Source organism: Geodermatophilus sp. CPCC 205506, assembly GCF_051383635.1.
Lineage (GTDB): Bacteria > Actinomycetota > Actinomycetes > Mycobacteriales > Geodermatophilaceae > Geodermatophilus.
This window is the reverse complement of sequence record NZ_JALPKP010000008.1, coordinates 117,744-141,558: the sequence shown is the minus strand read 5'-3', so window position 1 is coordinate 141,558 and position 23,815 is coordinate 117,744. Positions and strand designations below refer to the sequence as shown.

Genomic DNA, 23,815 nt, shown 5'->3' with positions numbered 1-23,815 from the left:
CCCGCGGCGGCTCCGGGCGCCCGGCCGGCCCGGCGCGCACCCGCGCCGAGCTCGCCGCCCGCGCCGGGACGCACTCCGCCAGCACCTTCAGCGGCCGCTCCCGCCGCGGCGGCCGCTGAGCCCGACCACCCCGGGCGGTTGACGCCCGGGGTGGTGGGCACAGCCGGAGTCGGCCAGAGTTCCGTCGAGCCCTGGACCACCGACTCCGACCAGCGAGGTGCACGATGCGTCTGCCCATCACCCTGTCCGAGATCGGTCCCCGGATCTCGGCCGGCGCTTTCATCCTCAACAGCGGCCTCGGCAAGCGCGGCGCCGACGAGGGCACCGCGGCCGGGCTGCACGGCTTCGCCGCCGGGACCTACCCGTTCCTCAAGAACGTCCCGCCCCAGCAGTTCGCCAAGGGCCTGGCCTACGGCGAGATGGCGATCGGCGGCCTCCTGCTGGCACCGTTCGTGCCCACCGCGGTCGCCGGCGCGGCGCTCACCGCCTTCTCCGGCGGGCTGCTCGGGCTCTACCTGAACACCCCGGGCATGCGGAAGCCGGGCAGCCTGGCCCCCACGCAGGACGGGTTGGCCGTGGCCAAGGACGTGTGGCTGCTCGGCATCGGCGTCGGCCTGCTGACCCGCGGCACGATCGACCGCGAGCCGCGACGGGTCCGCAAGGCCGCCAAGACCCTGGCCAGGGCCAACCGGAAGGCCACCCGCGCCGCGCGCCGGGCCGAGTGACCCCCCGCCGGGGCGCCGTCCCGGCCCGGAGGATCACCCCGGCAGGAACACCTGGCTGACGATCCGCCGCCGGCGGGCGCCGTCGGGTGGCAGCTCGGTGCGCGCGGAGAGGACCGTCCGCAGGTCGGCGACCAGCTCGCCGAACTCCTCGTCGGTGAGCCACAGCGCCACCTGGCGGTAGCCCACGCCGTCGCGGGCGGGGTCGAGCCCCCTGCTGCCAGCCGACGCGGTGTAGCGGTCGAAGTCGGCCAGGAGCGCGGCGACGAAGGTCCCGAACGCCCGGCGGTGCTCCTCGGCGGTCATCGCCGCCGCCTCGTCCTCGCCCACGGACGCCGCCTCGGTCACCAGCCGGTAGCTGCGCTCGGCCGCGCCGCGCACCTTCCGCTCCCCCACCACCGCCAGCACGCCGGCGTCGGCGAGGGTCCCGACGTGCCGGTACAGCGTGGCCGCCGGGACGTCGGACAGCTCGCCGCGCAGGTCGGTGGTGGTCAGCGTCCGGTTCCCGAGGAACGCCTGGACGATGCGCAGCCGCACCGGGTGGAGCAGCAGGTCCGCGGACGCCATGGCTCACCGTTCTCATGATTGACATTGGTATCGCGATTGAGAATGATAGGCGCATGGCGACGATGACCACCACCCCGCAGACCCTCTCCGTCACCCTCACCCGGAGCGAGAAGCTGCTCGGCCTGCTGCGCGACCTGGAGGTGCCCCGCTCCGCCGTGGCGTCGGTCGAGGTCCTCCCCGACGGCCTCGCCGCCACCCGCGGGCTGCGCGCTCCCGGCCTCGGCCTCCCCGGCATCCGGCACATCGGGACGTGGCGCCGGCGAGGCGGGAAGTCGCTGGTGTCGGTCCGCCGCGGGCAGCCGGCCGTGCTGGTGCGGCTCACCGGCCAGCGGTTCGACACCCTGCTCGTCGGTACCGACGACGCCGCCGCGGTCGCCGGCGACCTGACCGGGGCGCGCTGACCGTGCGGGAGCTCCAGGTGCAGATCCCCGGCCGACCGCCCCTGGCGGGCACGCTCACCCTCCCGGCGACGCCCGGCCCGGCACCGGCGGTGGTGCTGGCGAGCGGGTCGGGTCCGCTCGACCGGGACTCCAACCACCGGCGGGCCCGCTTCGACGTCGCCCGACAGCTGGCGCACGCCCTCGCCGCGGGCGGTCTCGCCTCGCTCCGCTACGACAAGCGGGGCGTCGGCGTCAGCCCGGGCGACTGGCGGACCGCCGGCGTCACCGAGAACGTCGACGACCTCGGCCGCGCGCTCGACGCGCTGGCCGCCCGACCAGAGGTCGACCCGGCACGGCTGCTGCTGGCCGGGCACAGCGAGGGCGCCCTGCTCTGCGCCGCGCTGGCCGCTCGCGGCGCCCGGCGGGCGCGGAGCGACATCGCCGGCGTCGTCCTGCTGTCCGCCAGCGCCACCCGGGGCGACGAGCTGCTGCTCTGGCAGGCGCGGCAGATCACCCCGACGCTGCCGGCCCCCGTGCGCGCGCTGCTCCGCCTGCTGCGCACCGACCTGGAGGCCAAGGTGGCGGCCAACCACGCCCGGATCAGGGCGACGACGACCGACACGGCGTGGGTCGGTGGCGCCCGGCTCAACGCCCGCTGGCTGCGGGAGTTCCTCGCGCTCGACCCGCGCACGGACCTCGAGCGGCTGACCGTCCCGGTGCTCGCGCTGACGGGGGCCAAGGACCTCCAGGTGCCCGCCGGCGACCTCGCGGTGATCGCGGCGACCGTGCCGGGCCCGGTGGAGACCCATCTCGTGCCCGACCTGACCCACACGCTGCGGCGCCAGCCCGGCCCGCCGTCGCTGCGCGCCTACCGCGCCGAGCTGCTCCAGCCGGTCGACCGCGAGGTGCTCGAGACGGTGGTCGGCTGGTGCCGCCGGGTGTGCTCCGTCGGCTCCTCGGCTGGAAACCCCCTGTGAAGGGGGCTTCCCCGATCTCCTACAAAGTTGCAGTATCTCCGGCGAAGCGGTTCCCGCCGGCCCGGTGGGTCTGACCGCAGACCTCCCGAGGAGGACCCGTGTCCCATCGCACGCGCTCGACCGCGCCGGTCCGACGGCGCACCGCCGCCCTCGCGCTCGTCGCGGTGGCCGGCCTGCTGGGCGCCTGCGGTGGGGACGACGGCGGGGACACCGGGGCCACGGAGAGCACGACGTCGTCGAGCGCGGCCGAGACCTCGTCGAGCGCGGCGGCGACGTCGGCGCCGGCGGAGTCCGAGGCGGTGACGGTGAACGCGGTCGACTTCTCCTTCGAGCTGTCGGAGGACTCCTACGCCGCCGGCACGTACACCTTCGACGTGACCAACAGCGGCCAGATGCCGCACAACTTCGCCGTGGAGCGGGACGGCGAGACCGTCGCCGCCACCGAGGTCCTCCAGCCCGGCGGCACCGCGACCCTCGAGGCGACCCTCGAGGCGGGCGACTACTTCTTCTACTGCGCCGTCGGCCAGCACCGGGCCAACGGCATGGAGGTCCCCGTCACCGTGACCGCCTGACCGCGGTCCACACCGCCCGGCCCAGCGCCGGCCCCCGACCCCGGGGGGTGGGCGGCGGGACCCCCCGCTCGCCGCCCACCCCCCGGTCGCCCCCCAAGGGTCCTGTCCCGTCACAACCCGTCCCGGGGAGGCCCCGTCCAGAGGCTCGCCGCGAGCCTGCGAGCGGTGAGGAGGACGGGGTCCTTCGTCAGTTCCCGCTGGCGAAGGCGGCGTCGAACGCCGCGGCCGGCGGGTCGAACGCCAGCCGCCGGACGAACTCCAGCGCCTCGGGGGCGCCGAGCAGGCGGTCCATGCCGGCGTCCTCCCACTCCACCGAGATCGGCCCGTCGTAGCCGATGGTGTTGAGCATCCGGAAGCAGGCCTCCCACGGGACGTCGCCGTGGCCGGTGGAGACGAAGTCCCAGCCGCGCCGCGGGTCGGCCCAGGGCAGGTGCGAGCCCATCCGGCCGTTGCGGCCGTTGCCGACCTGCTTCTTCGCGTCCTTGCAGTCGACGTGGTAGATCCGGTCCTTGAAGTCCCAGAGGAAGCCGACCGGGTCGAGGTCCTGCCAGACGAAGTGGCTGGGGTCCCAGTTCAGCCCGAAGGCCTCGCGATGCCCGACCGCCTCGAGGGTGCGGACCGTCGTCCAGTAGTCGTAGGCGATCTCCGAGGGGTGCACCTCGTGCGCGAACCGCACCCCGACCTCGTCGAAGACGTCCAGGATCGGGTTCCAGCGGGCGGCAAAGTCGGCGTAGCCGTCCTCGATCATCGACTCGGGCACCGGCGGGAACATCGCCACGGTCTTCCAGATCTTGCTGCCGGTGAACCCGACGACCGTCTGCACACCCAGCTTCGCCGCGGCGCGGGCGGTCGTCTTCATCTCCTCGGCGGCCCGCTGCCGGACGCCCTCGGGGTCGCCGTCGCCCCACACGCGCGGGTGCACGATGCCGCGGTGCCGCTCGTCGATCGGGTCGTCGCAGACGGCCTGGCCGTTGAGGTGGTTGGAGATGGCGAACACCTGCAGGTCGTGCCGCTTGAGCAGCTCGAGCCGCTCCTGCACGTAGGAGTCGTCGTTCGCGGCCCGCTCGACGTCGAGGTGGTCACCCCAGCAGGCGATCTCCAGGCCGTCGTAGCCCCACTGCGAGGCCAGCCGACACATCTCCTCGAACGGCAGGTCGGCCCACTGGCCGGTGAACAGGGTGACGGGACGGGGCATGCGGGGTCCTCCTCGGTCAGGAGCGGACTCTCCGCGCGGAGAGTCCGGAACGGGTGGGCGGACGTTCGGCGCGGAAGGTCCGGAAACGGGGGTCAGCGGACGCCGAGCAGGTGCTCCATGGCCAGCTGGTCCAGGTGCTCGAAGTGCATGCCACGGCGGGCCATCGCCTCGGGGTCGTGCGCCTCGGCGCGCAGGTCGGCCAGGGACTCCCCCTCCCCGACGGTCGGGACGGCGAGCTGGTCGACCCGGGACGCCGCCAGCGCCTCGGCCACCTCCGGGTCGGCGCGGAAGGCCCGCACCTTGTCCCGCAGGATCAGGTAGTTGCGCATGCAGGCGGCCGCGGTCCCCCAGACGCCGTCGATGTCCTCGGTGCGCGGCGGCTTGTAGTCGAAGTGCAGGTAGCCGTCGTAGGCCCGGCCGGTGCCGGCGCCCTCGAGCACGTCGACGGTCCAGAACGCGCCGCGCAGGTTGCCGGCGCCGAAGCGCAGGTCCTGGTCGAAGCGGGGGCCGTGCTGGCCGTTGAGGTCGACGTGGAACAGCTTGCCGTGCCACAGCGCCTGGCCGATGCCCTGGGCGAAGTTCAGCCCGGCCATCTCCTCGTGCCCGACCTCGGGGTTCAGGCCGACCCGGTCGGGCTCGTCCAGCGCGCCGATGAACGCCAGCGCGTGTCCGACGGTGGGCAGCAGGATGTCCCCGCGCGGCTCGTTCGGCTTGGGCTCGAGGGCGAACCGGATGTCGTAGCCCCGCTCGCGGACGTAGCCGCAGAGGGCGTCCAGCGCCTCCTTGTACCGGTCCAGCGCGGCGGCGACGTCCTTCGACCCACCGGACTCCGCGCCCTCGCGCCCGCCCCACAGCACGTAGGTCTTCGCGCCGAGCTCGGCGGCCAGGTCGAGGTTGCGCAGCACCTTGGCCAGGGCGTACCGGCGGACGTCGCGGTCGTTGGCGGTCAGCCCGCCGTCCTTGAACACCGCGTGGGAGAACAGGTTCGTGGTCGCCATCTCCACGCCCAGCCCGGTCTCGCCCAGCGCGTCGCGGAACCGGGCCAGCTCCTTCTCGCGGGTCGACTCGTCGGGGACCAGGTCGTCGTCGTGGAAGGTGATCGCGGCCGCGCCGAGCTCGGCCAGCCGGTGCACCGCCTCCACCGGGTCCAGCCGCGGCCGGACCGCGCCGCCGAAGACGTCGACGCCCTGCCAGCCGACCGTCCACAGCCCGAAGCTGAAGCGGTCGGCCTTCGTCGGGGTGGGTGTCATGGGGAGATCTCCGTCCAGGTGGAGTTCGCGGCAGCGCTGCGCTCGACGGCGTCGAGCACCCGCTGCACCTGCAGTCCGTCGGCGAAGGACGGCGTGGGGTCCTCGCCCTTGGCGATCGCGGTGACCAGGTCGACCACCTGGTGGGTGAAGCCGTGCTCGTAGCCCAGCCCGTGCCCGGCCGGCCACCAGGCGCCGACGTAGGGGTGCTCGGGCTCGGTCACGATGACCCGGCGGAAACCGGCGGTCTCGGCCGGCTCGTCGCCGTCGAAGAACTCGAGCACGTTCATGTCCTCGAAGTCGAAGGCCAGGCTGCCGGCCGAGCCGTTGACCTCGATCCGGATGGCGTTCTTGCGGCCCAGGGCGAACCGGGTGGCCTCGAAGGTGGCCAGCGCGCCACCGCTGAACCGGCCGAGGAACAGCGCCGCGTCGTCCACGGTCACCGTACCCATCTCCGAGCCGCCCACGCCCGACAGCTTGCCTGTCTCGGCCGGCAGCGGCCGCTCGGTCACGAAGGTCTCCAGCACCGCGCTGACCCCGGTGACCAGCTGCCCGGTGATGTGCTGCGTGAGGTCGACGATGTGCGCGCCGATGTCGCCCAGCGCGCCCGACCCGGCCTTGTCCTTCTCCAGCCGCCAGGACATCGGCGCGGCCGGGTCGGCGATCCAGTCCTGCAGGTACTGCGCGCGGACGTGCCGGATCTGCCCGAGCCGGCCCTCGGCCACCAGCTGCCGGGCCAGCCCGATCGCCGGCACCCGCCGGTAGGTGAAGCCGACCATCGACCGCACGCCGCGCGCGGCGGCCCGCTCGGCGGCCTCGGCCATCGCCTCGGCCTCGGCGACGGTGTTGGCCAGGGGCTTCTCGCACAGCACGTGCTTGCCCGCCTCGAGCGCGGCGATGGCGATCTCGGCGTGCGTGTCGCCGGGGGTGCACACGTCGACCAGGTCGACGTCGTCGCGCTCGAGCACCCGGCGCCAGTCGGTCTCGGTGCCGGCCCAGCCCAGCCGCTCGGCGGCCGCGGCGACGCGGGCGGGGTCACGGCCCGCGAGCACCGCGAGCTCGGGCCGGAGCGGGAGGTCGAAGAAGTGGGGGGCGGTGCGCCAGGCCTGCGAGTGCGCGGCGCCCATGAAGGCGTAGCCGATCAGGCCGACGCCGAGGGTGGGGGTCATCCGGAGGGCTCCTCAGGAAGGCGGAGTCGCCGGGTGACGCGAACCGTCACCCGGCGACTCCACGCCGGTCAGGACTCGAAGGCGCGGTCGATGTACTGGTCGACGTTGTCCGCCGTGACGACGGGGGCGTTCAGCACGATCTCGCGCGGGACCTCCGGGGAGACCAGGTCGGAGAGCGACTTGTCCTGCGCGATCAGGCGGGCGAGGCGGATGCCGTCGGCGGCCTGGGTGTGCGGGTAGATGACGGTCGCCTTCAGGACCGAGTCGCCGGACTCGATCTCGCGCATCGCGTTGGCCGAGCCAGCACCGCCGACCATGATGAACTCGCTGCGGCCGGCGTTGTTGATGGCGGCCAGGACGCCGACGCCCTGGTCGTCGTCGTGGTTCCAGAGGGCGTCGATCTGCGGTGCGGCCTGGAGCAGGTTGGCCGCCGCCTCCTCGCCGCCCTCGACGGTGAAGTCGGCCGCGACGCGGTTGGCGACCGTCAGCCCGCACTCGCTGAGCGCGTCGGCGAAGCCCTGGCTGCGGTCCTGGGTCAGCGGCAGCGAGTCGATGCCGGCGATCTCGGCGACGATCGCGTTGGGGTTGTCGCCCACCTGCTCGCAGACATAGGTGCCGGCCGAGACGCCCATGCCGTAGTTGTCGCCGAGGATGGTGGCGCGCGCGGCGAAGGGGCTGTTGAACTCGCGGTCGACGTTGATGACCGTGATGCCGGCCTCCATCGCCTGCAGCGCGACCGGGGTGAGCGCGGCGCCGTCGAAGGGCAGCAGCACGATGGCGTCGACGCCGTCGTTGATGAACGTCTCGACCTGGCTGATCTGCGTGCCCACGTCGTTGGTGCCCTCGGCGACGGTGAGCTCGACGTCCCCGAACTCCTCGGCCGCGGCGCGCGCGGCCTCGGTGATGCCGGCCATCCAGCCGTGGTCGGCGGCCGGGGCCGAGAAGCCGATGCGGACGGTCTCGCCCTCTTCGTCGTTCGAGCTGGCGACGTTGGTGCCGCCGCCACCGCCGCCCGACTCCTCGGGCGTGTTGCTCGTGCAGCCGGCGATCAGGGCGCCGGCACCCACGAGGGCCACCGCGGTGGACGTCAGACGGCGGTAGGGGCGCTGCCTCGCTGCAGACATGATCTCTCCTCGGGTATCGCCTCCCTGGCGGCTCGGCCAGGTGGTGGTGCGTCGGTGGTGCTCCTCGCGGACCCGCGGCCCGGAGGGGTGGTGCTGATCCGACGGGGACGGCCGGCCGCCCCCGTCCGGGTCAGGTCGGGGGCCGGTCGGTGCTGCCGGGCGGGGTGCCACCGGGCCCACCGGGGATCGAGCCCCCGGAGACGGTGCCGGCGGGCGAGCCCGCGGTGGCCGGCGGTGCGCCGGAGCCACCGCCCCGGCCGAGACGGCCGAGGCTGAAGCTGCCGGTGGCGATCCGCATCTGCAGCAGGACGGCGACGACGATGATGACGCCGCGGGCGACCGCCTGCGCGGAGCTGGACAGGTTGTTCAGCGTGAAGACGTTGCCGAGCGTGGTGAAGATCAGCACGCCCAGGACGGTGCCGACGATCGTGCCGCGGCCGCCGATGAGCAGGGTGCCGCCGATGACCACCGCGGCGATCGCGTCGAGCTCGTAGAGGGTGCCGTGGGTGGAGCTGCCGGTCGTCGTCCGGGCCATGAGCATGACCGCGGCGATGCCGCAGGTGAGGCCGGACAGGACGTAGAGCCACATGGTGTGCCGCTGCACCCGGATGCCGGCCAGCCGGGCGGCCTCGGCGTTGCCGCCGACGGCGAAGGTGCGCCGGCCGAACGTCGTCCGGTTGAGCAGGACCCACCCGGCGATCGCGACCAGCGCGAAGATGATCACCAGCGTCGGGATGCCGAGGACGTCGCTGGAGAAGAACGCGAGGAAGTCGCGGTCCTGGACGATCTGGGTGCGCCGGTTGGCGATGATCTCCGCCAGACCGCGGGCCGCGGCCAGCATGGCCAGCGTCGCGATGAAGGCGACGAGCTTGCCGTAGGCGATGACGATGCCGTTGACCAGGCCCGCACCGGCGCCCACGGCCAGCGCCGTGAAGACCATGACGATCCAGTGGAAGTCCTCAGCCATCGCCTGGGTGGCCAGCGTCGTGGCCCAGACCGAGGAGAGGGCGACCAGCGCGCCGACCGACAGGTCGATGCCCCCACCGATGATCACGAACGTCATCCCGATGCTGACCACGCCGATGACGGATGCCTGCCGCAGGATCGTCAGGACGTTGTCGACGTCGAGGAACTGCTCGGGGGCGGTGATCGCGCCGACGATGCAGAGGATCGCGAGGGCGATGACCAGGCCGAGGTTGCGGCCGACGGGGCCGGAGAGGAAGCTGCCCTTCCCGCTGCCCGACGAGTTCCGCGCAGCGACGGCGCTCCCCTCCGTCTCGGTCGCGCTGGTGCTCATGCCACGTCCCCTTCGTGCTGCGTCGCGATCGGTGCACCCGCGTGCGGAGTGCCTTCCATGATCAGGTCGAGCACCCGGTGCTCGTCGAGGTCGTCGGCTGGGGCCTCGGCGACGACCCGGCCGTCGGCGACCACGAGGACGCGGTCGGCCAGCCCGAGCACCTCCGGGATCTCGCTGGAGACCATCAGCACGGCCACCCCCCGGTCGGCGAGGTCGCGGACCAGCGCGTAGATCTCCGAGCGGGCGCCGACGTCGACGCCGCGGGTCGGCTCGTCGAGGAGGAGGACCCGGCAGTCGCGCAGCAGCCAGCGGGCCAGCACGACTTTCTGCTGGTTCCCGCCGGACAGCGTCCGCACGATCCGCGTGACGTCGGCCGGGCGGACGTCCAGCGACTCGGTCTGCGCCCGGGCGGCGGCCTTCTCGGCGCCGCCCGACAGGAAGCCGCCCCGGGCGAAGCGGCCGAGGGAGGAGACGGTGATGTTGCGGTAGACCGAGTCGTCCAGCAGCAGCGCCTGGCTCTTGCGCTCCTCCGGGGCGAGGCCCACACCGGCGGCGACCGCGGCTCCGACGTCGCCTGGGCGCAGCCGCTTGCCGGCCAGGCGGACGGTGCCGTCGGTGGGACGACGAGCGCCGTAGATCGTCTCCAGGATCTCCGAGCGACCCGAGCCCACGAGCCCCGCCAGCCCGACGATCTCGCCGGGGCGCATCGTGAGGCTGACTCCCTCGAAGTGGCCGCCCAGACCGAGGCCCTCGACCTCGAGCAGCGGCGCCTCGGTGCCGTGCGGTGCGGCACGGCGCTCCGGGAAGACGTACTCGATCGTCCGTCCGGTCATCAGCGTGATGACCTCACGGGTCGAGGTCTCCCGGGCCGGCAGCCCGGTGGCGACGGTGCGCCCGTCCTTCAGGACGGTGATCCGGTCGCCGATCTCGCGGATCTCCTCGAGCCGGTGGGAGATGTAGACGACGGCGACGTCGTGGGCGCTGAGATCGCGGATGACGCCGAAGAGCCGTTCGACCTCCTCGTTGTCGAGCACGGCCGACGGCTCGTCCATGATGATCAGCTGCGCGTCCTGGGACAGCGCCCGCGCCATGCTGACCATCTGCTGCTGCGCCGCCGACAGCGCGCCGACCTCGGCGGTGGGCCGGATCTCCGGATGGCCGAGGCGGGTCAGCAGTTGCGCGGCGGACCGGCTCGCCGCAGCGGGCCGGGTGATGCCGAACCGGGAGCTCTCCCGGCCCAGGAAGATGTTGTCGGCGACGGTCAGCCCGTTCACCAGGTCCAGCTCCTGGTAGATCGTCGCGATGCCCAGCGACATCGCCGCCTGGGGGTCGGTCAGGCGGACCGGCTCGCCGCGCCAGGTGATCTGGCCGACGTCGGGCTGGTGGGCGCCGGCGAGGACCTTGATGAGCGTCGACTTGCCGGCACCGTTCTGGCCGAGCAGGCAGTGCACCTCGCCGGGACGGACGTCGAGGTCCACCCCGTCCAGCGCGCGGACGCCGGGGAAGGTCTTCACGATGCCGTGCATCTCGAGCAGCGGGGTGGTCACCTCGGGCCTCCGACGGCGGTGGGAGCTGCGCCAACGGCTGCGGCCAGCAGCAGACGCCCAACCGGCACGCCGCCACCTCCGGACTTTTGCTCACCGTTGACCATTAGTCGGTTCAGGCGAGAACCTATGAGCCAGGTCACCCCGGGTCAAGGCCGCACGAGGGAGTTACCGAACCGCAACCTCCAGCGGCCGCGGTCGGACGTCGTCGCGCCGGCTACTGGGCCAGCGCCTGGTGCACCGCGTCCTCGTCGAGGAAGCCCTCGATCGCCATGAGCGCCGCACCCAGCCGGCCCGAGAGGTCGGGGGCGTCGCTGACGGTGATCTCCAGCGTCCGGGCGGCCAGCGGCATCGCGCGGCGGTAGACCGCCTCGCGGATGCCGGCGAGCAGCGGCGCGCCGGCCTGGGCCACGCCGCCGGTCATGACGATGCGGTGCGGGTTGAAGAAGTTGACCAGCGCGGCGAGCACCGTGCCGATGGTCCGGCCGGCGTCGCGCACCAGCTCCAGGGCCGGACCCTCGCCCTGCGCCGCCCGCTCGACGACCTCGCGCGTCGTGCTGACCGGCAGCCCGGCGGCGACGGCGTCACGGAGCAGCGCGCCGCCGCCGGCGATCGCCTCGAGGCAGTTCTCGTTGCCGCACCGGCAGACCACCGTCCGCCCGTCGGGCTGGGCGACGTAGATGTGCCCGATGTCCCCGGCGCTGCCCTGCGCCCCCCGGTACACCCGGCCGTCGACGATGACGCCGCAGCCGATCCCGGTGCCGACCTTGACGACGAGCACGTCCTGGACCGACCCGCCGACGCCCATCTCCCCCAGGGCCATGACGTTGACGTCGTTGTCGACGAAGACGGGGCAGTCGTACCGGGCGAAGGCGTCCGGGATCGGGTAGTCGTGCCAGCCCGGCATGATCGGCGGGTGGGACGGCCGGCCACTGGAGAACTCGACCGGCCCGGGCACGCCCACGCCGACGGCGCACACGTCGGCCGGGGCGAGACCGGCCTCGGCGAGCACCTTCTGGGCCAGCCGGTCGACCTCGGCCAGGACCGCCTGCGGCCCCTCCGCGATGTCGATCGGGTGCCCGGCGGTGGCCAGGATCCGCGCCGAGAGATCGGTGACCGCGACGTCGACACTGGTCACGCCCAGGTCGACGGCGAGCACGCAGCCCGCGCGGCTGTTGAAGTGCAGCAGCGTGGGCGGGCGCCCGCCGGTGCTCCACCCCGGACCGCCCTCCTCCAGGAAACCGGCGGCGATCAGCTGGTCCACCCGCGCGCTCACCGTGTTGCGGGACGCGCCGGTGAGCGCCACGAGGTCCGCCCGGCTGCGCGCACGTCCGGTGCGCACGTGGCGCAGCAGCGCGCCGGCCGAGGCAGTTGTGTTCGCCACGTCGCCCATCGTGACACGCTCAGCTGCCCACGCCCCCGAGAACGACGGCGACCTCCTCGAGGAGCGTCCGCACGGTCATGGGCGCACGGTCTCCCCGGCCTCGGCGTGGAGCGCCGTCCGGCGGGTAGTGCGCCAGACTGTGGCCTGCATCGCCCGGGGCCGTGCACGGCCAGGAGACGCCGGAGTGGGAGACTGGAATCATCATGACGACATCACCTGAGACCGCACCCGTCGGCACCACCCGATCCGGCCGGCCTCGTGTCGTCATCGTCGGCTCGGGCTTCGGTGGACTGTTCACCGCCCAGGCGCTGCGGAAGGCCCCCGTCGACGTCACGATCGTGGCCAAGACCAGCCACCACCTGTTCCAGCCGCTGCTCTACCAGGTGGCCACGGGCATCCTGTCCGAGGGCGAGATCGCCCCGGCCACCCGCGAGATCCTGCGCTGGCAGAAGAACGTCCGGGTGGTGCTCGGAGAGGTCACCGACATCGACCTGGCCGCGAGGACGGTCACGTCCTCGATCCTGGGCCGGACCACGGTGCACCCCTACGACGAGCTGATCGTCGCCGCCGGTGCCGGCCAGTCCTACTTCGGCAACGACCGGTTCGCCGAGTTCGCCCCCGGCATGAAGAGCATCGACGACGCCCTGGAGCTGCGCGGGCGCATCTTCGGCGCGTTCGAGCTGGCCGAGCTGGCCACCGACCCGGTCGAGATCGACCGGCTGCTCACCTTCGTCGTCGTCGGCGCCGGCCCCACCGGGGTGGAGATGGCCGGCCAGATCGCCGAGCTGGCCCACCGCACGCTGCGCCGCGACTTCCGCACCATCGACCCCACCCAGGCGCGGGTGATCCTGCTCGACGCCGCGCCGGCCGTGCTGCCCTCCTTCGGGGAGAAGCTCGGCGACGCCGCCCGCCGGCAGCTCAACCGGATCGGCGTGGAGGTCCAGCTGGGCGCGATGGTCACCGAGGTCGACGCCGACGGCCTGGTGGTCAAGGACTCCGACGGGCAGACCCGGCGCATCGCGGCGGCCACCAAGATCTGGGCCGCGGGCGTGCAGGCGTCGCCGCTGGGCCGGATCCTCGGCGAGCAGTCCGGCGCCGAGGTCGACCGCGCCGGCCGGGTCTCCGTGCAGCCCGACCTCACCCTGCCCGGGCACCCCGAGGTGCACGTGGTCGGCGACATGATGAGCCTGGACCGGTTGCCCGGCGTCGCGCAGGTGGCCATCCAGGGCGGCAAGTACGCCGCCGACGCCATCAAGCGCCGGCTGGACGGCCGCCCCCCGGCCGAGCCCTTCAGGTACTTCGACAAGGGCTCGATGGCGACGATCTCCCGGTTCTCCGCGGTCGCCGACATCGGCAAGCTCAAGTTCGAGGGCTTCATCGCCTGGGTGCTGTGGCTGGTCGTGCACCTGATGTACATCGTCGGGTTCAAGAGCCGCATCACCACCGTGCTGCACTGGATGGTCAGCTTCCTCGGCCGCGGCCGCTCCCAGCGGGTCGCCACCCAGCAGCAGGTCTACGGCCGCCTGGCGCTCGAACACCTCGGCCCGGGGTTCTCCGTCTCCAAGAGCGGCGGCCCCAAGGACGACGCGGCGCCGGCGGAGGACGCGACGGAGCGCCGCTCCGCGTGAGCCCGCCCGCCGCGGCCGGGACTCAGACCGGGTGCCCGAGCGGCGGCACGTGCTCGTCGGGCCGCTCGAGGTGCAGGGGCCGCAGCGGGCGGGTCTCCTCGAAGGAGAGGAAGGCGTCGTAGCGCTCGCCGAGCACGGTGGGGACGTAGTTGCCCCACCGCTCGCGCTCGGGCCGGTAGACGACGCCGATCGCCCGGTGGTCGAGTCGCCGGTCGAGGAACGCCGGGCGCTGCCCGCCCGGTGACCAGACGAGCAGGCAGTCGTGGCCCACCTGCTCGTGCAGCAGCGCCTCCAGGCCGCCGGCCCGGGCCGCGGGCACCGGCATCCGCTCCATCTGCGCGCCCCACGCCGCGCCGGCGATCACCCCGCCGCGGTGGCCGCCGAGCCCGACCAGGACGACGTCCGCGGCGCCGTGCCGCTCGCGCAGCAGCTGGCCGACGTTCACCATCCCCGCGCCGGCCATGTCGGTGGCGCGGGCGTCGCCGACGTGGGTGTTGTGCTCCCACACCACGGCGCCGGCGCCGGTGTGCTCCAGGAGCCGGTCGAGGGTGTCGGCCATGTGTACGTCGCGGACGTTCCACGACTGCGCCGAGCCGGCCACCATCGCCCGGTAGTAGCGCTCCGCGTCGGCGACCACCCCGGCGTTGATCTCCGCGGCGAAGTGCGCCTCGGGGTCGTCGGCGGGCGCCCGCCGGCCGCGCTCCGCGCAGAGGTGCTGCAGCAGCTCGACGACGGTCTGCTCGCAGGTGGTGGGCGCCAAGCGGGTGGCGAAGGCGTACTCGGCGCCGTCCTCACCGAAGGGCTCGAAGCACTGCAGCGCCGCGACCGCCTTGTCCACGTGCTCGGGCTCGTGCTCGCGCAGCCAGCCGACCAGCTCGTGCATGGAGTCCCAGAGGCTGTAGACGTCGAGTCCGTAGAACCCCACCCGCCGGTCCTCCGGCCGGTCGGCGTTCCACCCCCGCAGCCAGCGGCAGAAGTCGACGACCTCGTCGTTGGCCCACATCCACGTCGGCCACCGCTCGTAGGCGTCGAGCGCGGCCCGAGGGTCCTCGTCGGCGCCGGCCCGGAGCTTCACGCTGCGGTTGACCCGGTAGCAGTCGGGCCAGTCGCCCTCGACGGCGACGAACCCGAAGCCGCGCTCCTCCACCAGCCGGCGGGTCAGCGCCGCCCGCCAGGCGTAGTACTCGTGCGTGCCGTGGCTGGCCTCGCCGATGGCCACGATGCGCGCGTCCCCGACCCGCTCGAGCAGCGGGTCGAGGTCGGCGGGGTCGCGCAGCGGGCGGGCGAGCTCGCGGGCGCCGTCGTCCATGGCCCTACTCCGCGCTCCCCGGCTCGGCCATCTGCCGGTGCGCCTTCGACTTCAGCCGGTCCGGGAGCACCGCGTTGGCCGCCCCCTGCACCTTGGTCATCAGCGATCCGGCGACCACCTTGTCCTCGCCCGCCATCAGCGCCTCGAAGCCCTGCTCGGCGACCTGCGCGGGGTCGTCCTTCTTCCCGGCCCCCACCCTGGTGTCCTGCATCTCGGCGCGGTCGAAGAACTCGGTCCCGGTGGGCCCGGGCATCAGCGAGGTGACCGTCACCGCGCTGTCCCGGAGCTCCTCGACCAGCGCCTCGGCGAAGGACTGGAGGAAGGACTTGGAGGCGTTGTAGACGGCCTGGAACGAGCCGGGCATGGTCGAGGCGATCGACGAGGTGATGAGCAGCCGGCCCTCGTTGCGGGCCACCATGTCCCGCAGCACCAGCTTGGCCAGCCGCACCGTCGAGGTGACGTTCAGGTCGATGATCTCGAGCTCCCTCTCGAGCTCGTTCTCGACGAACGGGCCGCCCTGGCCCACCCCGGCGTTGAGCGCGGCCGCCGCGAGGGGGCGGCCGGTCGCCTGCACCGCGGCCCACACCGACTCGACGCCCGCGGGCGTGCGCAGGTCGGCCTGGACCGGCTGCACCGTCGTCCCGCCCAGGCGCAGCTGTTCGGCGGCGGCGGCCAGCTCGGCGTCCTCGGCGTTGACGACGAGGTCGAAGCCGGCGCCGGCGAACTGGCGGGCCAGCTCCAGGCCGATCCCGCTGGAGGCTCCGGTCACGAGGGCGAGGGGACGCGGTTCCGTCATGGGGGCCCCACTACCCGGGCGGCGGCGGGCCGACGCGCGCCGGTCAGGACGCCGGCACGCCCTCGCGCAGCAGCTCCGCGGCCACCGCGCGGGGGTCGCCGGTGCGCGCCCACGTGTCCCGCTGGCGGCTGGCGGAGGTGCCCCGGGCCCAGAGCCGGTCGAGCAGCGTGGCGACGGCGTCCTCCTCGCCGGCGGTCCGCAGGTCGTCGGCGAGCTCGGCCACCAGCCGGTCGACGGCGGCCCGCGAGGGCACCGGCTCGCCGGCCACGGGGTCGAAGAGCTCGCCGCCGAGGCCGTCCTTCGCCGCCCGCCAGCGCGCGGCCCGGAGCAGCTCGGGGCGCGGGTCCGGAACGGGCTCGCCCTGCTCGGCCCGAGCGGCGAGCACCCGCACCAGCGAGCGGACGAGCGCGGCGTGCAGGACGGCGGCGTCGAGGTCGGTGCAGACGTCGGCGAGGCGGAACTCCAGCGTCGGCCAGCGCGACGAGGGCCGCACGTCCCAGTACAGGTGCGAGCCGTCGGCGATCACCCCGCAGCGGACCAGCCCGTCGACGACGGCACGGAAGCCCTCGGCACCCCCGAGGAGCTCCGGTGACCCGGCCGTTGGCCAGCGCGACCACCACGGGGTGCGGAAGGAGTCGTAGCCGGTGTCCACGCCGTCGTGGAACGGCGAGCTGCCGGTCATCGCCAGCAGCACCGGCAGGTAGGGCCGGGCGCGGTCCATCACCGCGACCGCCGTCTCCAGGTCGGGGACGCCGACGTGCACGTGGCAGCCGCAGATGTCCTGCTGCTCGGCCAGTGCCGCCCAGCGGTCCACCATCGCCCGGTACCGCGGCGCCGGGGTGAGCCGCTGCTGGCGCCACGACGCGAACGGGTGGGTGGAGGCGGCGAGGACGGCCAGCCCGGCCGCGGACGCCGCCGCCGCGGCCTCGGCCCGGGTGGCGACCAGCTCCGCCCGCAGCTCCCCCAGCGTCGTGCAGACCCCTGTCGACGTCTCCAGCTGGGTCGTGACGATCTCGGCGTGCACGTGCTCCCCGGCGGTGCCCTGCAGGGCGGCGGTGCTGACGACGGCGCTGGGGGTGAGCTCGAGGGTGACAGGGTCGACGAGGTGGAACTCCTCCTCCACACCGACCGTGGCGCCGGCGGGCGGGAGCCGGGGAGCGGCCGGCCCGCTCACGGCTCGGCGAACCAGGCGAAGCCGAGGCCGGGCACCACCAGCCGGCCCTCGACGACCTCCAGCGGACCGTCGCTGCCGTGCACCTGCTCGTAGCTGCCGAAGCCGGTGACGGTGTCCGCGTCCACGGTCCGCGCGTCCGGGGCGAAGTTGGCCAGGCCGACGAAGGTGCCGCTGCGCGGGTGCCGGCGCGACCACGCCAGCACCGCGTCGTCCCCGACGTCCAGCACGACCGGCTCGACGCCGCCGCGCAGCGCCAGCAGCGACCGGCGCGCCGCCCCCAGCTGCCGGATCCGCGCGAAGACGCGGCCCTCCAGCGTGCCCGCGTCGTTGCGGCGGGCGGCGGCGGCCCAGTCCATGGGCGGGCGGTGCATCCAGCGGTTGTCGGGGGCCCGGGCGGGGTCGTCGAGGTAGCCGGTGTCGTTGCGCAGGGCCAGCTCGTCGCCCATGTAGAGCAGCGGGATGCCGCCGTGGGCGTAGGCCACCGAGTAGAGCAGCACCAGCCGCCGGATCCCCCGCTCCAGCGCCTCCTCGTCCCCGTCGGCCAGCGCCGCCTCGATGCCGCACAGCGACGCCGCGGAGCCGGAGACGCGGGCGTCGCCGGTGGCCGGGTTCTCCTGGAACAGCGCGCCGCGGGCGAACGAGCCCGGGAAGCGGCCGGCGTAGAAGTCGTTGAGGAACCGCCGGTGGCCGAACCCGTCGGCGCCGACGGCCGCGGCGTCCTCGTCGGTGATCGCCCAGCCGATGTCGTCGTGCCCGCGCACGTAGGTGACCCAGGTGGCGGTCGGCGGGATGGGCTGCATCCGGCGCAGCGCGGTGCGGGCCAGGCGGGCGTCCTGGGTGGCCAGGCTGCTCCACAGCAGCACCATGAGCTGGTTGTGGTAGGCCAGCTCGCACTCGGGGCGGAACCGGTCGTGCCCGCCGAGGTAGGGCACCAGGTCGTCGGGCGACACGATCGCCTCGGCCTTGAACACCACGCCCGGCGCGGCCAGCCGGGTCAGCGCGTGCAGCAGCTGCAGGAGGCTGTGCCCCTCCGGCTGGTTCTGGCAGCTGGTGCCCAGCCGCTTCCACATGAACGGCACGGCGTCCATGCGGAAGACGTCGACCCCGCGGTTGGCCAGCCAGAGGATCTCGCCGAGCATCGCCAGGGTGACCTCGGGGTTCGAGTAGTCGAGGTCCCACTGGTAGGGCCAGAACGTCGTCCACACCCACCCGCCGGCCCCGCCGCAGGCCTCGGGCACCCAGCTGAACGATCCGGGTGCCCGGTCGGGGAAGACCTCGGGGATCGTCGCGTCGTACGCGTCGGGCATCGTGCGGTCGGGGAAGGCGGTGTAGAAGCCGGCGTACGCGGGGTCGCCGGCCAGCCAGCCGCGGGCCCACTCGTGCTCGCGGGCGGTGTGGTTGAGGACGAGGTCGATGCACAGGCTCATGTCCCGCCCGTGCAGGGCCGCCGCCACCGCCTCGAGGTCGGCCATCGTGCCCAGCCGCGGGTCGACCGCGCGGTAGTCGGCCACCGCATAGCCGCCGTCGTTCTCGCCCTCCCGCGGCTCGAGCAGCGGCATGAGGTGCAGGTACGTGGTGCCGAGCTCGGCGAGGTGGTCCAGGTGCTCGGGCAGCCGGTCGAGCGTGCCGCAGAAGCGGTCGACGTAGCAGACGTAGCCCTGCATCCCGGCCCGCTGGAACCACGCCGGGTCGATCTCGCGGCGCCGGTCCAGCCGGCGCAGCGGCTCCGGCCGCTCCGCCGCGGCGGCGAGGACGAGGCGCAGCGCGCGCTCGAACAGCTCGTCGGCCGCCGCTCCGTACAGGATCGCCAGGGGCTCGTGGACGTCGAACCGCGCCAGGTGGACGCGGGCCAGGAACGCGTCGGCCTCCGCCTCCCCCCGGCTCGCGACCGCCTCCTTCTCGATCCGGGGCCGCAGCCCCGCCCACGCCTGTTCCGCCGCCTCCCGGCGCGCGGCCGCCGAGACCGTCACCGGCCCAGTATCGGGGCGCTGTTCGCCCACGGCATGACCGCCGCCACACCGGCCGCCGGAGGAGTTCACTGGACGTGTAATCGCGTAATCAGGAGGCATGCCATGAGCCTGCTGCCGGACCCGGACACCGAGTCGGTGCTGGACGCCTACTCCCGCATCGTCACCGCCGTCGCCGCCGAGCTCACCCCGCACGTCGCCGCGCTGCAGGTCAGCGCGCCCGGCGGCCGCGGAGGCGCGGGGTCGGCCGTCGTCGTCCGGGACGACGGGCTGCTGCTGACCAACGCCCACGTGGTGGGTCCGGCCCGGTACGGGCGGGCGGTCTTCAGCGACGGCAGCGAGAGCGACGTCGACGTCGTGGGCGCCGACCCGCTGTCGGACCTCGCGGTGGTGCGCGCCCGCACGGAGACCCCGCCGCCGGCGGTGCTCGGCGACGCCGCGGAGCTGCGCGTGGGCCAGCTCGTGGTCGCCGTCGGCAACCCGCTGGGGCTGGCCGGCTCGGTGACCGCCGGGGTGGTCAGCGGGCTGGGCCGGTCGCTGCCGACGCACGACGGCCGGACGGCGCGGGTGGTCGAGGACGTCATCCAGACCGACGCCGCTCTCAACCCCGGCAACTCCGGCGGCGCGCTCGCCGACTCCACCGGCCGGGTGGTCGGGATCAACACCGCCGTCGCCGGCTGGGGCCTGGGGCTGGCCGTTCCGGTCAACGACACGACCCGGCGGATCGTCGCCGCGCTCGTGCGGGACGGGCGGGTGCGGCGGGCCTTCCTCGGACTGGTCAGCACGCCCGCGCCGCTGCCCGCTCCACTCGCCGAGCGCAGCGGCCGCCGGCGGGGGCTGCGGGTGGTCGACGTGGTCGCGGGGTCCCCCGCCGACCGAGCCGGGCTCAAGGCCGGCGACCTCGTGCTCGAGGCCGGCCGGCAGCCGGTGGCCGAGGCGCAGAGCCTGCAGCGGCTGCTGTTCGAGGACGCCATCGGGCGACCGCTGCCGGTGACCGTCTCCCGGCGCGGCGCGATGGTCGACGTCATCACGGTGCCCACCGAGCTCACCGGCGGGTGACCGGCCGGCCGGCGGGTCACCCGGTGGGGATCCCCCGTTGGGGGCAAGGCGTCCGGGCGCGCTGCAGAACGTCACCGTCCCGACCGATGCTGGCCGGGACGAACGGGGGACTCTCATGCACGCGGACCGGCCGGCCGGCACGGCGCTGCTGTCGCTGCTGTACGGCGTCAGCGGCGCGCTGTGCCTCGTCGGTGCCCTGCGACCGCTGACGCCCGAGACGCCGGTCGGGCTGCTGTGGGTGCTCGCCGCCGTCGGCTGCGGGGGCGCGGTCGCGCTCCGGCTGGGCCGGCGCCGCATCACCCCGCGTGCGGTGCACCTCGCGGTGGCGACGATGGCGACGCTCATCGCCGTGCTGGCCTGGCGGTCGGTGACCGCGGTCGGCGTCGTGGGCCTGGGCCCGTCGATGGTGGCGCTGGCGGTCTACGCCGCGCACTACCTGCCGGGCAACGCCGCCCGGGCGCACGGGGTCTACCTGCTGGCGGTCACCACCACGGGCGCGGTCGCCGCCGCGCCGTCCGGGATCGCCCTGCCCTGGCTGACCACCGTGATCACCGTCGCCGCCCTCGTCGAGGCCCAGACCCGGATCTCGGCGACCCTGCACCGGGCCGCGGGCACCGACCCGCTGACCGGGCTGGCCAACCGGCGGGCCTGGGAGGCCGGCGCGGAGCGGAGCCTGGCGCACGCCGCGCGCAGCGAGGAGCCGCTGACCGTGGCGGTCATCGACCTCGACGGCTTCAAGACCATCAACGACGAGGAGGGGCACAGCGCCGGCGACGCGCTGCTGCAGTCGCTGGCCCGGGCGTGGAGCAGCCAGCTGCGCACCGCCGACCTGCTCGGCCGCTACGGCGGCGACGAGTTCGTGCTGTGCCTCCCGTCGGCCGACGCCCGCTCGGCCGCCGAGCTGCTGGTCCGACTGCGGGAGAGCCATCCGGCGTCGTGGTCGGCCGGCACCGCCACGGCCGGCCCTGGGGACACCCTGGCCGACCTCGTCCTGCGCGCGGACACCGACCTCTACCGGCACAAGCGGCGCGCCGGGCGCCTCACCTGAGCCCACCCACCGGGGCCGTCCGACCCTGTCCCCGCCGTTGCGGCGGGAGCACGGTGGCCGGGTCCGTCCGGGGGAGGTCGGGATGGCAGCGATCGTGGTCTGCGGCGGCGGGGTCATCGGCCTGTGCGCGGGGATGATGCTGGCCGAGGACGGGCACGAGGTGACCGTGCTGGAGGCCGATCCGGACGGCGCCCCGCCGACGACGGCCGCCGCCTGGGACTCCTGGAACCGGCACGGCGTGGCGCAGTTCCGCCAGCCGCACAACCTGTTCGCCAGGTTCCGTGCCGTCGCGGACGCCGAGCTGCCGGGCCTGACCGACCGGATGCTCGCCGCCGGCTGCACCTGGGTGGACTACCTGGACCCGCTGCCGCCGTCGATCGAGGACCGCGAACCCCGGCCGGACGACGACCGGATCCGGTTCGTGACCGGCCGGCGCCCGGTCCTCGAGGCGGTCGTCGCGGCGGCCGCCGAGGAGCACCCTCGGCTGACCCTGCGCCGGGGCGTGCGCGTCACCGGCCTCGTCGCCGGGGCCGCGGCTCTGCCCGGCGTCCCCCACGTGGTGGGCGTGCGGACCGCCGGCGGGGAGGAGATCCGCGCCGACCTGGTCGTCGACGCGATGGGACGCCGCACGCCGAACGCCGACTGGCTCGCCGAGCTCGGTGCCCGCCCCGCGCACGTGGAGAGCGAGGACAGCGGTTTCGTCTACTACACCCGGTACTTCACCGGGCCGGAGCTGCCGCGGCGGATCGGCCGGTCGCTGGCCCCCCTCGGCAGCATCTCGCTCCTCACCCTGCCCGGGGACAACGACACCTGGTCGGTGACCGTGTTCGGCCCGACGCGGGACGCCCCGCTCAAGGCGCTGCGCGACCCGGACGTCTTCACCCGCCTGGTGACGGCCTGTCCCCTGCAGGCGCACTGGCTGGACGGGAAGCCGATCACCGACGTGCTGGCGATGGCCGGCATCCTCGACCGCTACCGGCGGATCGTCGTCGACGGCGAGCCGGTCGTCACCGGCTTCGTCCCGATCGGCGACGCGTGGGCGTGCACCAACCCCTCGGCCGGGCGCGGCATCTCGGTCGGGATGGCCCACGCCCAGCAGCTGCGCCTCGCCGCGCGGGACCACCTCCACCGTCCGGGGGAGCTGGTGGGCGCCTTCGACGAGGCCACCGAGCGGGAGGTGACGCCGTTCTTCCGCAACCAGATCGCCGCGGACCGGGCCCGGATCGCCGAGATGGACGCGCTCCGCGCCGGCGAGCCACCACCGCCACCCGACCCCCGGCAGGTCGGCCTGCTGACTGCGGCCATGCACGACGCCGACGTGTTCCGGGGGCTGCTGGAGATCATCACCTGCCTCGCCCAGCCGCAGCAGGTGATGGCCCGCCCCGGCATGGCCGAGCGGGTCGCGCGGTTCGCCGACGCCCCTCCGCCGCCGCCCACGCCCGGCCCGGACCGCGCCGGGCTGCTGGCGCTCCTGGCCGGCTGAGGGTCAGGGGCGGCGCCAGTCGTCGCTGGTCAGGTGCGAGCCGGCCATCGGGCCCATCTGCAGCATCCCGCCGTCCACCGGCCACGAGGCGCCGGTGACGTAGGCGGCCGCCGGCGAGGCGAGGAAGGCGACCACCGCGGCGACCTCCCGGGCGTCGCCGGGGCGGCGCAGCGGGACGCCGGGTCGTTCGTGCCCGGGCGCGGTCGGGTCCTCGTCCTCCTGGCCGGTCATCGGGGTGGCGATCTCGCCGGGCGCGACCGCGTTGACGGTGATCCCGTGCTCGGCGAGCTCGATGGCCGCGACCCGGGTGAGCAGGCCGAGGCCGCCCTTGGCCGCGCAGTACGCCGCGGCGCCGACCCGCGGCTGGTGCTCGTGGACGCTGGTGATGTTGACGATCCGCCCGCCGCGGCCCGCGGCGACCATGCGCCGGGCGGCCCGTTGCAGGCACAGGAACGCGCTGTCGAGGTCGGTGGCGAGCACCTCCCGCCAGGTGGCGTAGTCGGTGGCGAGGACGCTGCTCATGTGCCCGGTGCCGGCGTCGTTGACCAGGACGTCGATCCCGCCGAGGGCCGCGGCGAGGTCGTCGACCACGTCGGCGGCCTCCGGCAGCCGGGTGAGGTCCACGTAGCGGACCTCGGCGCGGCGACCGAGCGCCCGCACCTCCCCGGCCGTCGCCTCGGCGGCCTCCTTCTCCCGGTACCAGGTGATGCCGATGTCGCAGCCGCCCTCGGCCAGCGCGACGGCGGTCGCCCGGCCGATGCCCGACTCGGAGCCGGTGATGATCGCGACCCGGGACCCGCCCTCGCTGTCGGTCATGAGCCGAGGCTAGACAAACGGCCTCCTGCCGCCCACCGCTCGCCCGCTCGCGGCCGGGCCGTGAAGGGCGCCCTCAGGCGGCGGTGTCGAGGCGCTCGTCGAGGAGCGCGTCGACCGACGCCTGGGCCTCCTCGACCAGCCGGGTGTTCTCCCCCGACGGACAGTGCGCCCACGTGCTGCGGGCGACGCCGAGGGCGATGTAGGCGACGGCGATCTCCAGGTCGAGGTCGTCGAGGCTGGTGACGGTGCGGGTCATGATGACCTCCCCGGAACTCGGAACGCCGGTGCGGTGTCACGGTCCCGCGGCGCCGGCCGCCGGAGCAGCCGTGACCTGGGGTGACACCCGCCCCCACCTCT

The 23,815-nt window shown here is 74.5% G+C and carries 22 protein-coding genes; 8 read left to right on the top strand and 14 right to left on the bottom strand.

All coding sequences use genetic code 11. The features are described from left to right. Window positions 1–224 precede the first annotated feature (224 nt). Window positions 225–725: a hypothetical protein gene (locus MY520_RS06990; protein ID WP_436691359.1), complete on the top strand. Its 501-nt coding sequence runs from the start codon at window positions 225–227 to the stop codon at window positions 723–725. Between the two features lie 33 nt (window positions 726–758). Here the strand turns inward: MY520_RS06990 and MY520_RS06985 are convergent, their stop codons facing one another. Continuing rightward, window positions 759–1,289, bottom strand: a complete 531-nt coding sequence (locus MY520_RS06985) for a helix-turn-helix domain-containing protein (protein WP_436691358.1) — start codon at window positions 1,287–1,289, stop codon at window positions 759–761. Between the two features lie 53 nt (window positions 1,290–1,342). Between MY520_RS06985 and MY520_RS06980 the strand changes: the two genes are divergently transcribed. The 3 genes from MY520_RS06980 to MY520_RS06970 all read left to right on the top strand — a co-directional run bounded on the left by MY520_RS06980 (window position 1,343) and on the right by MY520_RS06970 (window position 3,218). Beyond that, the gene (locus MY520_RS06980) at window positions 1,343–1,690 is read left to right on the top strand and encodes a hypothetical protein (protein WP_436691357.1); all 348 of its coding nucleotides are present in this window, start codon (window positions 1,343–1,345) and stop codon (window positions 1,688–1,690) included. 17 nt (window positions 1,691–1,707) lie between these two features. Next, window positions 1,708–2,646, top strand: a complete 939-nt coding sequence (locus MY520_RS06975) for an alpha/beta hydrolase family protein (RefSeq protein WP_436691356.1) — start codon at window positions 1,708–1,710, stop codon at window positions 2,644–2,646. 98 nt (window positions 2,647–2,744) lie between these two features. Then, window positions 2,745–3,218, top strand: a complete 474-nt coding sequence (locus tag MY520_RS06970; RefSeq protein ID WP_436691355.1) for a cupredoxin domain-containing protein — start codon at window positions 2,745–2,747, stop codon at window positions 3,216–3,218. Window positions 3,219–3,405: 187 nt separating this feature from the next. On the opposite strand, the gene MY520_RS06965 is transcribed toward MY520_RS06970, so the two are convergent. The 7 genes from MY520_RS06965 to MY520_RS06935 all read right to left on the bottom strand — a co-directional run bounded on the left by MY520_RS06965 (window position 3,406) and on the right by MY520_RS06935 (window position 12,187). Beyond that, window positions 3,406–4,413 (bottom strand): sugar phosphate isomerase/epimerase family protein, encoded by a 1,008-nt coding sequence (locus MY520_RS06965; RefSeq protein ID WP_436691354.1) that lies wholly within the window; start codon window positions 4,411–4,413, stop codon window positions 3,406–3,408. A 92-nt stretch (window positions 4,414–4,505) separates the two neighbouring features. Then, window positions 4,506–5,663, bottom strand: a complete 1,158-nt coding sequence (gene xylA, locus MY520_RS06960) for a xylose isomerase (RefSeq protein WP_436691353.1) — start codon at window positions 5,661–5,663, stop codon at window positions 4,506–4,508. Continuing rightward, a complete protein-coding gene (locus MY520_RS06955; RefSeq protein ID WP_436691352.1) occupies window positions 5,660–6,829 on the bottom strand; it encodes a Gfo/Idh/MocA family protein in 1,170 nt (389 codons plus the stop codon). The genes xylA and MY520_RS06955 overlap by 4 nt, the downstream gene beginning before the upstream one ends. A gap of 68 nt (window positions 6,830–6,897) precedes the next feature. Further along, window positions 6,898–7,953, bottom strand: a complete 1,056-nt coding sequence (locus tag MY520_RS06950) for a substrate-binding domain-containing protein (RefSeq protein WP_436691351.1) — start codon at window positions 7,951–7,953, stop codon at window positions 6,898–6,900. Between the two features lie 130 nt (window positions 7,954–8,083). Continuing rightward, complete coding sequence (locus MY520_RS06945; protein ID WP_436691350.1) at window positions 8,084–9,250, bottom strand: ABC transporter permease; 1,167 nt, start codon at window positions 9,248–9,250, stop codon at window positions 8,084–8,086. Beyond that, on the bottom strand, window positions 9,247–10,797 hold the full coding sequence (locus tag MY520_RS06940) for a sugar ABC transporter ATP-binding protein (protein WP_436691349.1): 1,551 nt from the start codon (window positions 10,795–10,797) through the stop codon (window positions 9,247–9,249). Before MY520_RS06940 ends, MY520_RS06945 begins: the two co-directional genes overlap by 4 nt. A gap of 214 nt (window positions 10,798–11,011) precedes the next feature. Then, entirely contained in the window at window positions 11,012–12,187 is a 1,176-nt protein-coding gene (locus MY520_RS06935; protein WP_436691348.1) for an ROK family protein, read from the bottom strand. A 194-nt stretch (window positions 12,188–12,381) separates the two neighbouring features. Here MY520_RS06935 and MY520_RS06930 point away from each other — a divergent pair, with 194 nt between their 5' ends. After that, the gene (locus MY520_RS06930; RefSeq protein WP_436691347.1) at window positions 12,382–13,806 is read left to right on the top strand and encodes an NAD(P)/FAD-dependent oxidoreductase; all 1,425 of its coding nucleotides are present in this window, start codon (window positions 12,382–12,384) and stop codon (window positions 13,804–13,806) included. Between the two features lie 22 nt (window positions 13,807–13,828). Here the strand turns inward: MY520_RS06930 and MY520_RS06925 are convergent, their stop codons facing one another. From MY520_RS06925 to MY520_RS06910, 4 genes are all read right to left on the bottom strand, one after another. Beyond that, window positions 13,829–15,115 (bottom strand): erythromycin esterase family protein, encoded by a 1,287-nt coding sequence (locus MY520_RS06925; RefSeq protein ID WP_436691346.1) that lies wholly within the window; start codon window positions 15,113–15,115, stop codon window positions 13,829–13,831. A gap of 4 nt (window positions 15,116–15,119) precedes the next feature. Further along, window positions 15,120–15,884: an SDR family NAD(P)-dependent oxidoreductase gene (locus MY520_RS06920; RefSeq protein ID WP_436691345.1), complete on the bottom strand. Its 765-nt coding sequence runs from the start codon at window positions 15,882–15,884 to the stop codon at window positions 15,120–15,122. Window positions 15,885–15,954: 70 nt separating this feature from the next. Further along, the gene (locus MY520_RS06915) at window positions 15,955–17,085 is read right to left on the bottom strand and encodes a carboxylate-amine ligase (protein WP_436691344.1); all 1,131 of its coding nucleotides are present in this window, start codon (window positions 17,083–17,085) and stop codon (window positions 15,955–15,957) included. After that, window positions 17,082–19,055: an alpha-amylase family protein gene (locus MY520_RS06910; RefSeq protein WP_436691343.1), complete on the bottom strand. Its 1,974-nt coding sequence runs from the start codon at window positions 19,053–19,055 to the stop codon at window positions 17,082–17,084. Before MY520_RS06910 ends, MY520_RS06915 begins: the two co-directional genes overlap by 4 nt. Window positions 19,056–19,157: 102 nt before the next feature. Here MY520_RS06910 and MY520_RS06905 point away from each other — a divergent pair, with 102 nt between their 5' ends. From MY520_RS06905 to MY520_RS06895, 3 genes are all read left to right on the top strand, one after another. After that, the gene (locus tag MY520_RS06905; RefSeq protein WP_436691342.1) at window positions 19,158–20,111 is read left to right on the top strand and encodes a S1C family serine protease; all 954 of its coding nucleotides are present in this window, start codon (window positions 19,158–19,160) and stop codon (window positions 20,109–20,111) included. Between the two features lie 115 nt (window positions 20,112–20,226). After that, window positions 20,227–21,159: a GGDEF domain-containing protein gene (locus tag MY520_RS06900; RefSeq protein WP_436691341.1), complete on the top strand. Its 933-nt coding sequence runs from the start codon at window positions 20,227–20,229 to the stop codon at window positions 21,157–21,159. Between the two features lie 82 nt (window positions 21,160–21,241). Next, window positions 21,242–22,642: an FAD-dependent oxidoreductase gene (locus tag MY520_RS06895; RefSeq protein ID WP_436691340.1), complete on the top strand. Its 1,401-nt coding sequence runs from the start codon at window positions 21,242–21,244 to the stop codon at window positions 22,640–22,642. 3 nt (window positions 22,643–22,645) lie between these two features. Here MY520_RS06895 and MY520_RS06890 read toward each other — a convergent pair whose 3' ends face one another. Next, window positions 22,646–23,458, bottom strand: coding sequence for an SDR family oxidoreductase (locus MY520_RS06890; RefSeq protein WP_436691339.1), 813 nt, complete (start codon window positions 23,456–23,458; stop codon window positions 22,646–22,648). A gap of 73 nt (window positions 23,459–23,531) precedes the next feature. Continuing rightward, window positions 23,532–23,714 carry a hypothetical protein gene (locus MY520_RS06885; protein ID WP_436691338.1) on the bottom strand — a complete coding sequence of 61 codons (183 nt, stop codon included), beginning with the start codon at window positions 23,712–23,714 and terminating at the stop codon, window positions 23,532–23,534. Window positions 23,715–23,815 lie beyond the last annotated feature (101 nt).

What these genes read in the sequence shown, in the direction of transcription:
- MY520_RS06930 (WP_436691347.1), top strand. Translation starts at nt 12,382, where the DNA reads ATGACGACATCACCTGAGACCGCACCCGTCGGCACCACCCGATCCGGC.
- xylA (WP_436691353.1), bottom strand. Translation starts at nt 5,663, where the DNA reads ATGACACCCACCCCGACGAAGGCCGACCGCTTCAGCTTCGGGCTGTGG.
- MY520_RS06945 (WP_436691350.1), bottom strand. Translation starts at nt 9,250, where the DNA reads ATGAGCACCAGCGCGACCGAGACGGAGGGGAGCGCCGTCGCTGCGCGG.
- MY520_RS06955 (WP_436691352.1), bottom strand. Translation starts at nt 6,829, where the DNA reads ATGACCCCCACCCTCGGCGTCGGCCTGATCGGCTACGCCTTCATGGGC.
- MY520_RS06980 (WP_436691357.1), top strand. Translation starts at nt 1,343, where the DNA reads ATGGCGACGATGACCACCACCCCGCAGACCCTCTCCGTCACCCTCACC.
- MY520_RS06885 (WP_436691338.1), bottom strand. Translation starts at nt 23,714, where the DNA reads ATGACCCGCACCGTCACCAGCCTCGACGACCTCGACCTGGAGATCGCC.
- MY520_RS06900 (WP_436691341.1), top strand. Translation starts at nt 20,227, where the DNA reads ATGCACGCGGACCGGCCGGCCGGCACGGCGCTGCTGTCGCTGCTGTAC.
- MY520_RS06905 (WP_436691342.1), top strand. Translation starts at nt 19,158, where the DNA reads ATGAGCCTGCTGCCGGACCCGGACACCGAGTCGGTGCTGGACGCCTAC.
- MY520_RS06990 (WP_436691359.1), top strand. Translation starts at nt 225, where the DNA reads ATGCGTCTGCCCATCACCCTGTCCGAGATCGGTCCCCGGATCTCGGCC.
- MY520_RS06925 (WP_436691346.1), bottom strand. Translation starts at nt 15,115, where the DNA reads ATGGACGACGGCGCCCGCGAGCTCGCCCGCCCGCTGCGCGACCCCGCC.
- MY520_RS06890 (WP_436691339.1), bottom strand. Translation starts at nt 23,458, where the DNA reads ATGACCGACAGCGAGGGCGGGTCCCGGGTCGCGATCATCACCGGCTCC.
- MY520_RS06895 (WP_436691340.1), top strand. Translation starts at nt 21,242, where the DNA reads ATGGCAGCGATCGTGGTCTGCGGCGGCGGGGTCATCGGCCTGTGCGCG.
- MY520_RS06965 (WP_436691354.1), bottom strand. Translation starts at nt 4,413, where the DNA reads ATGCCCCGTCCCGTCACCCTGTTCACCGGCCAGTGGGCCGACCTGCCG.
- MY520_RS06985 (WP_436691358.1), bottom strand. Translation starts at nt 1,289, where the DNA reads ATGGCGTCCGCGGACCTGCTGCTCCACCCGGTGCGGCTGCGCATCGTC.
- MY520_RS06950 (WP_436691351.1), bottom strand. Translation starts at nt 7,953, where the DNA reads ATGTCTGCAGCGAGGCAGCGCCCCTACCGCCGTCTGACGTCCACCGCG.
- MY520_RS06935 (WP_436691348.1), bottom strand. Translation starts at nt 12,187, where the DNA reads ATGGGCGACGTGGCGAACACAACTGCCTCGGCCGGCGCGCTGCTGCGC.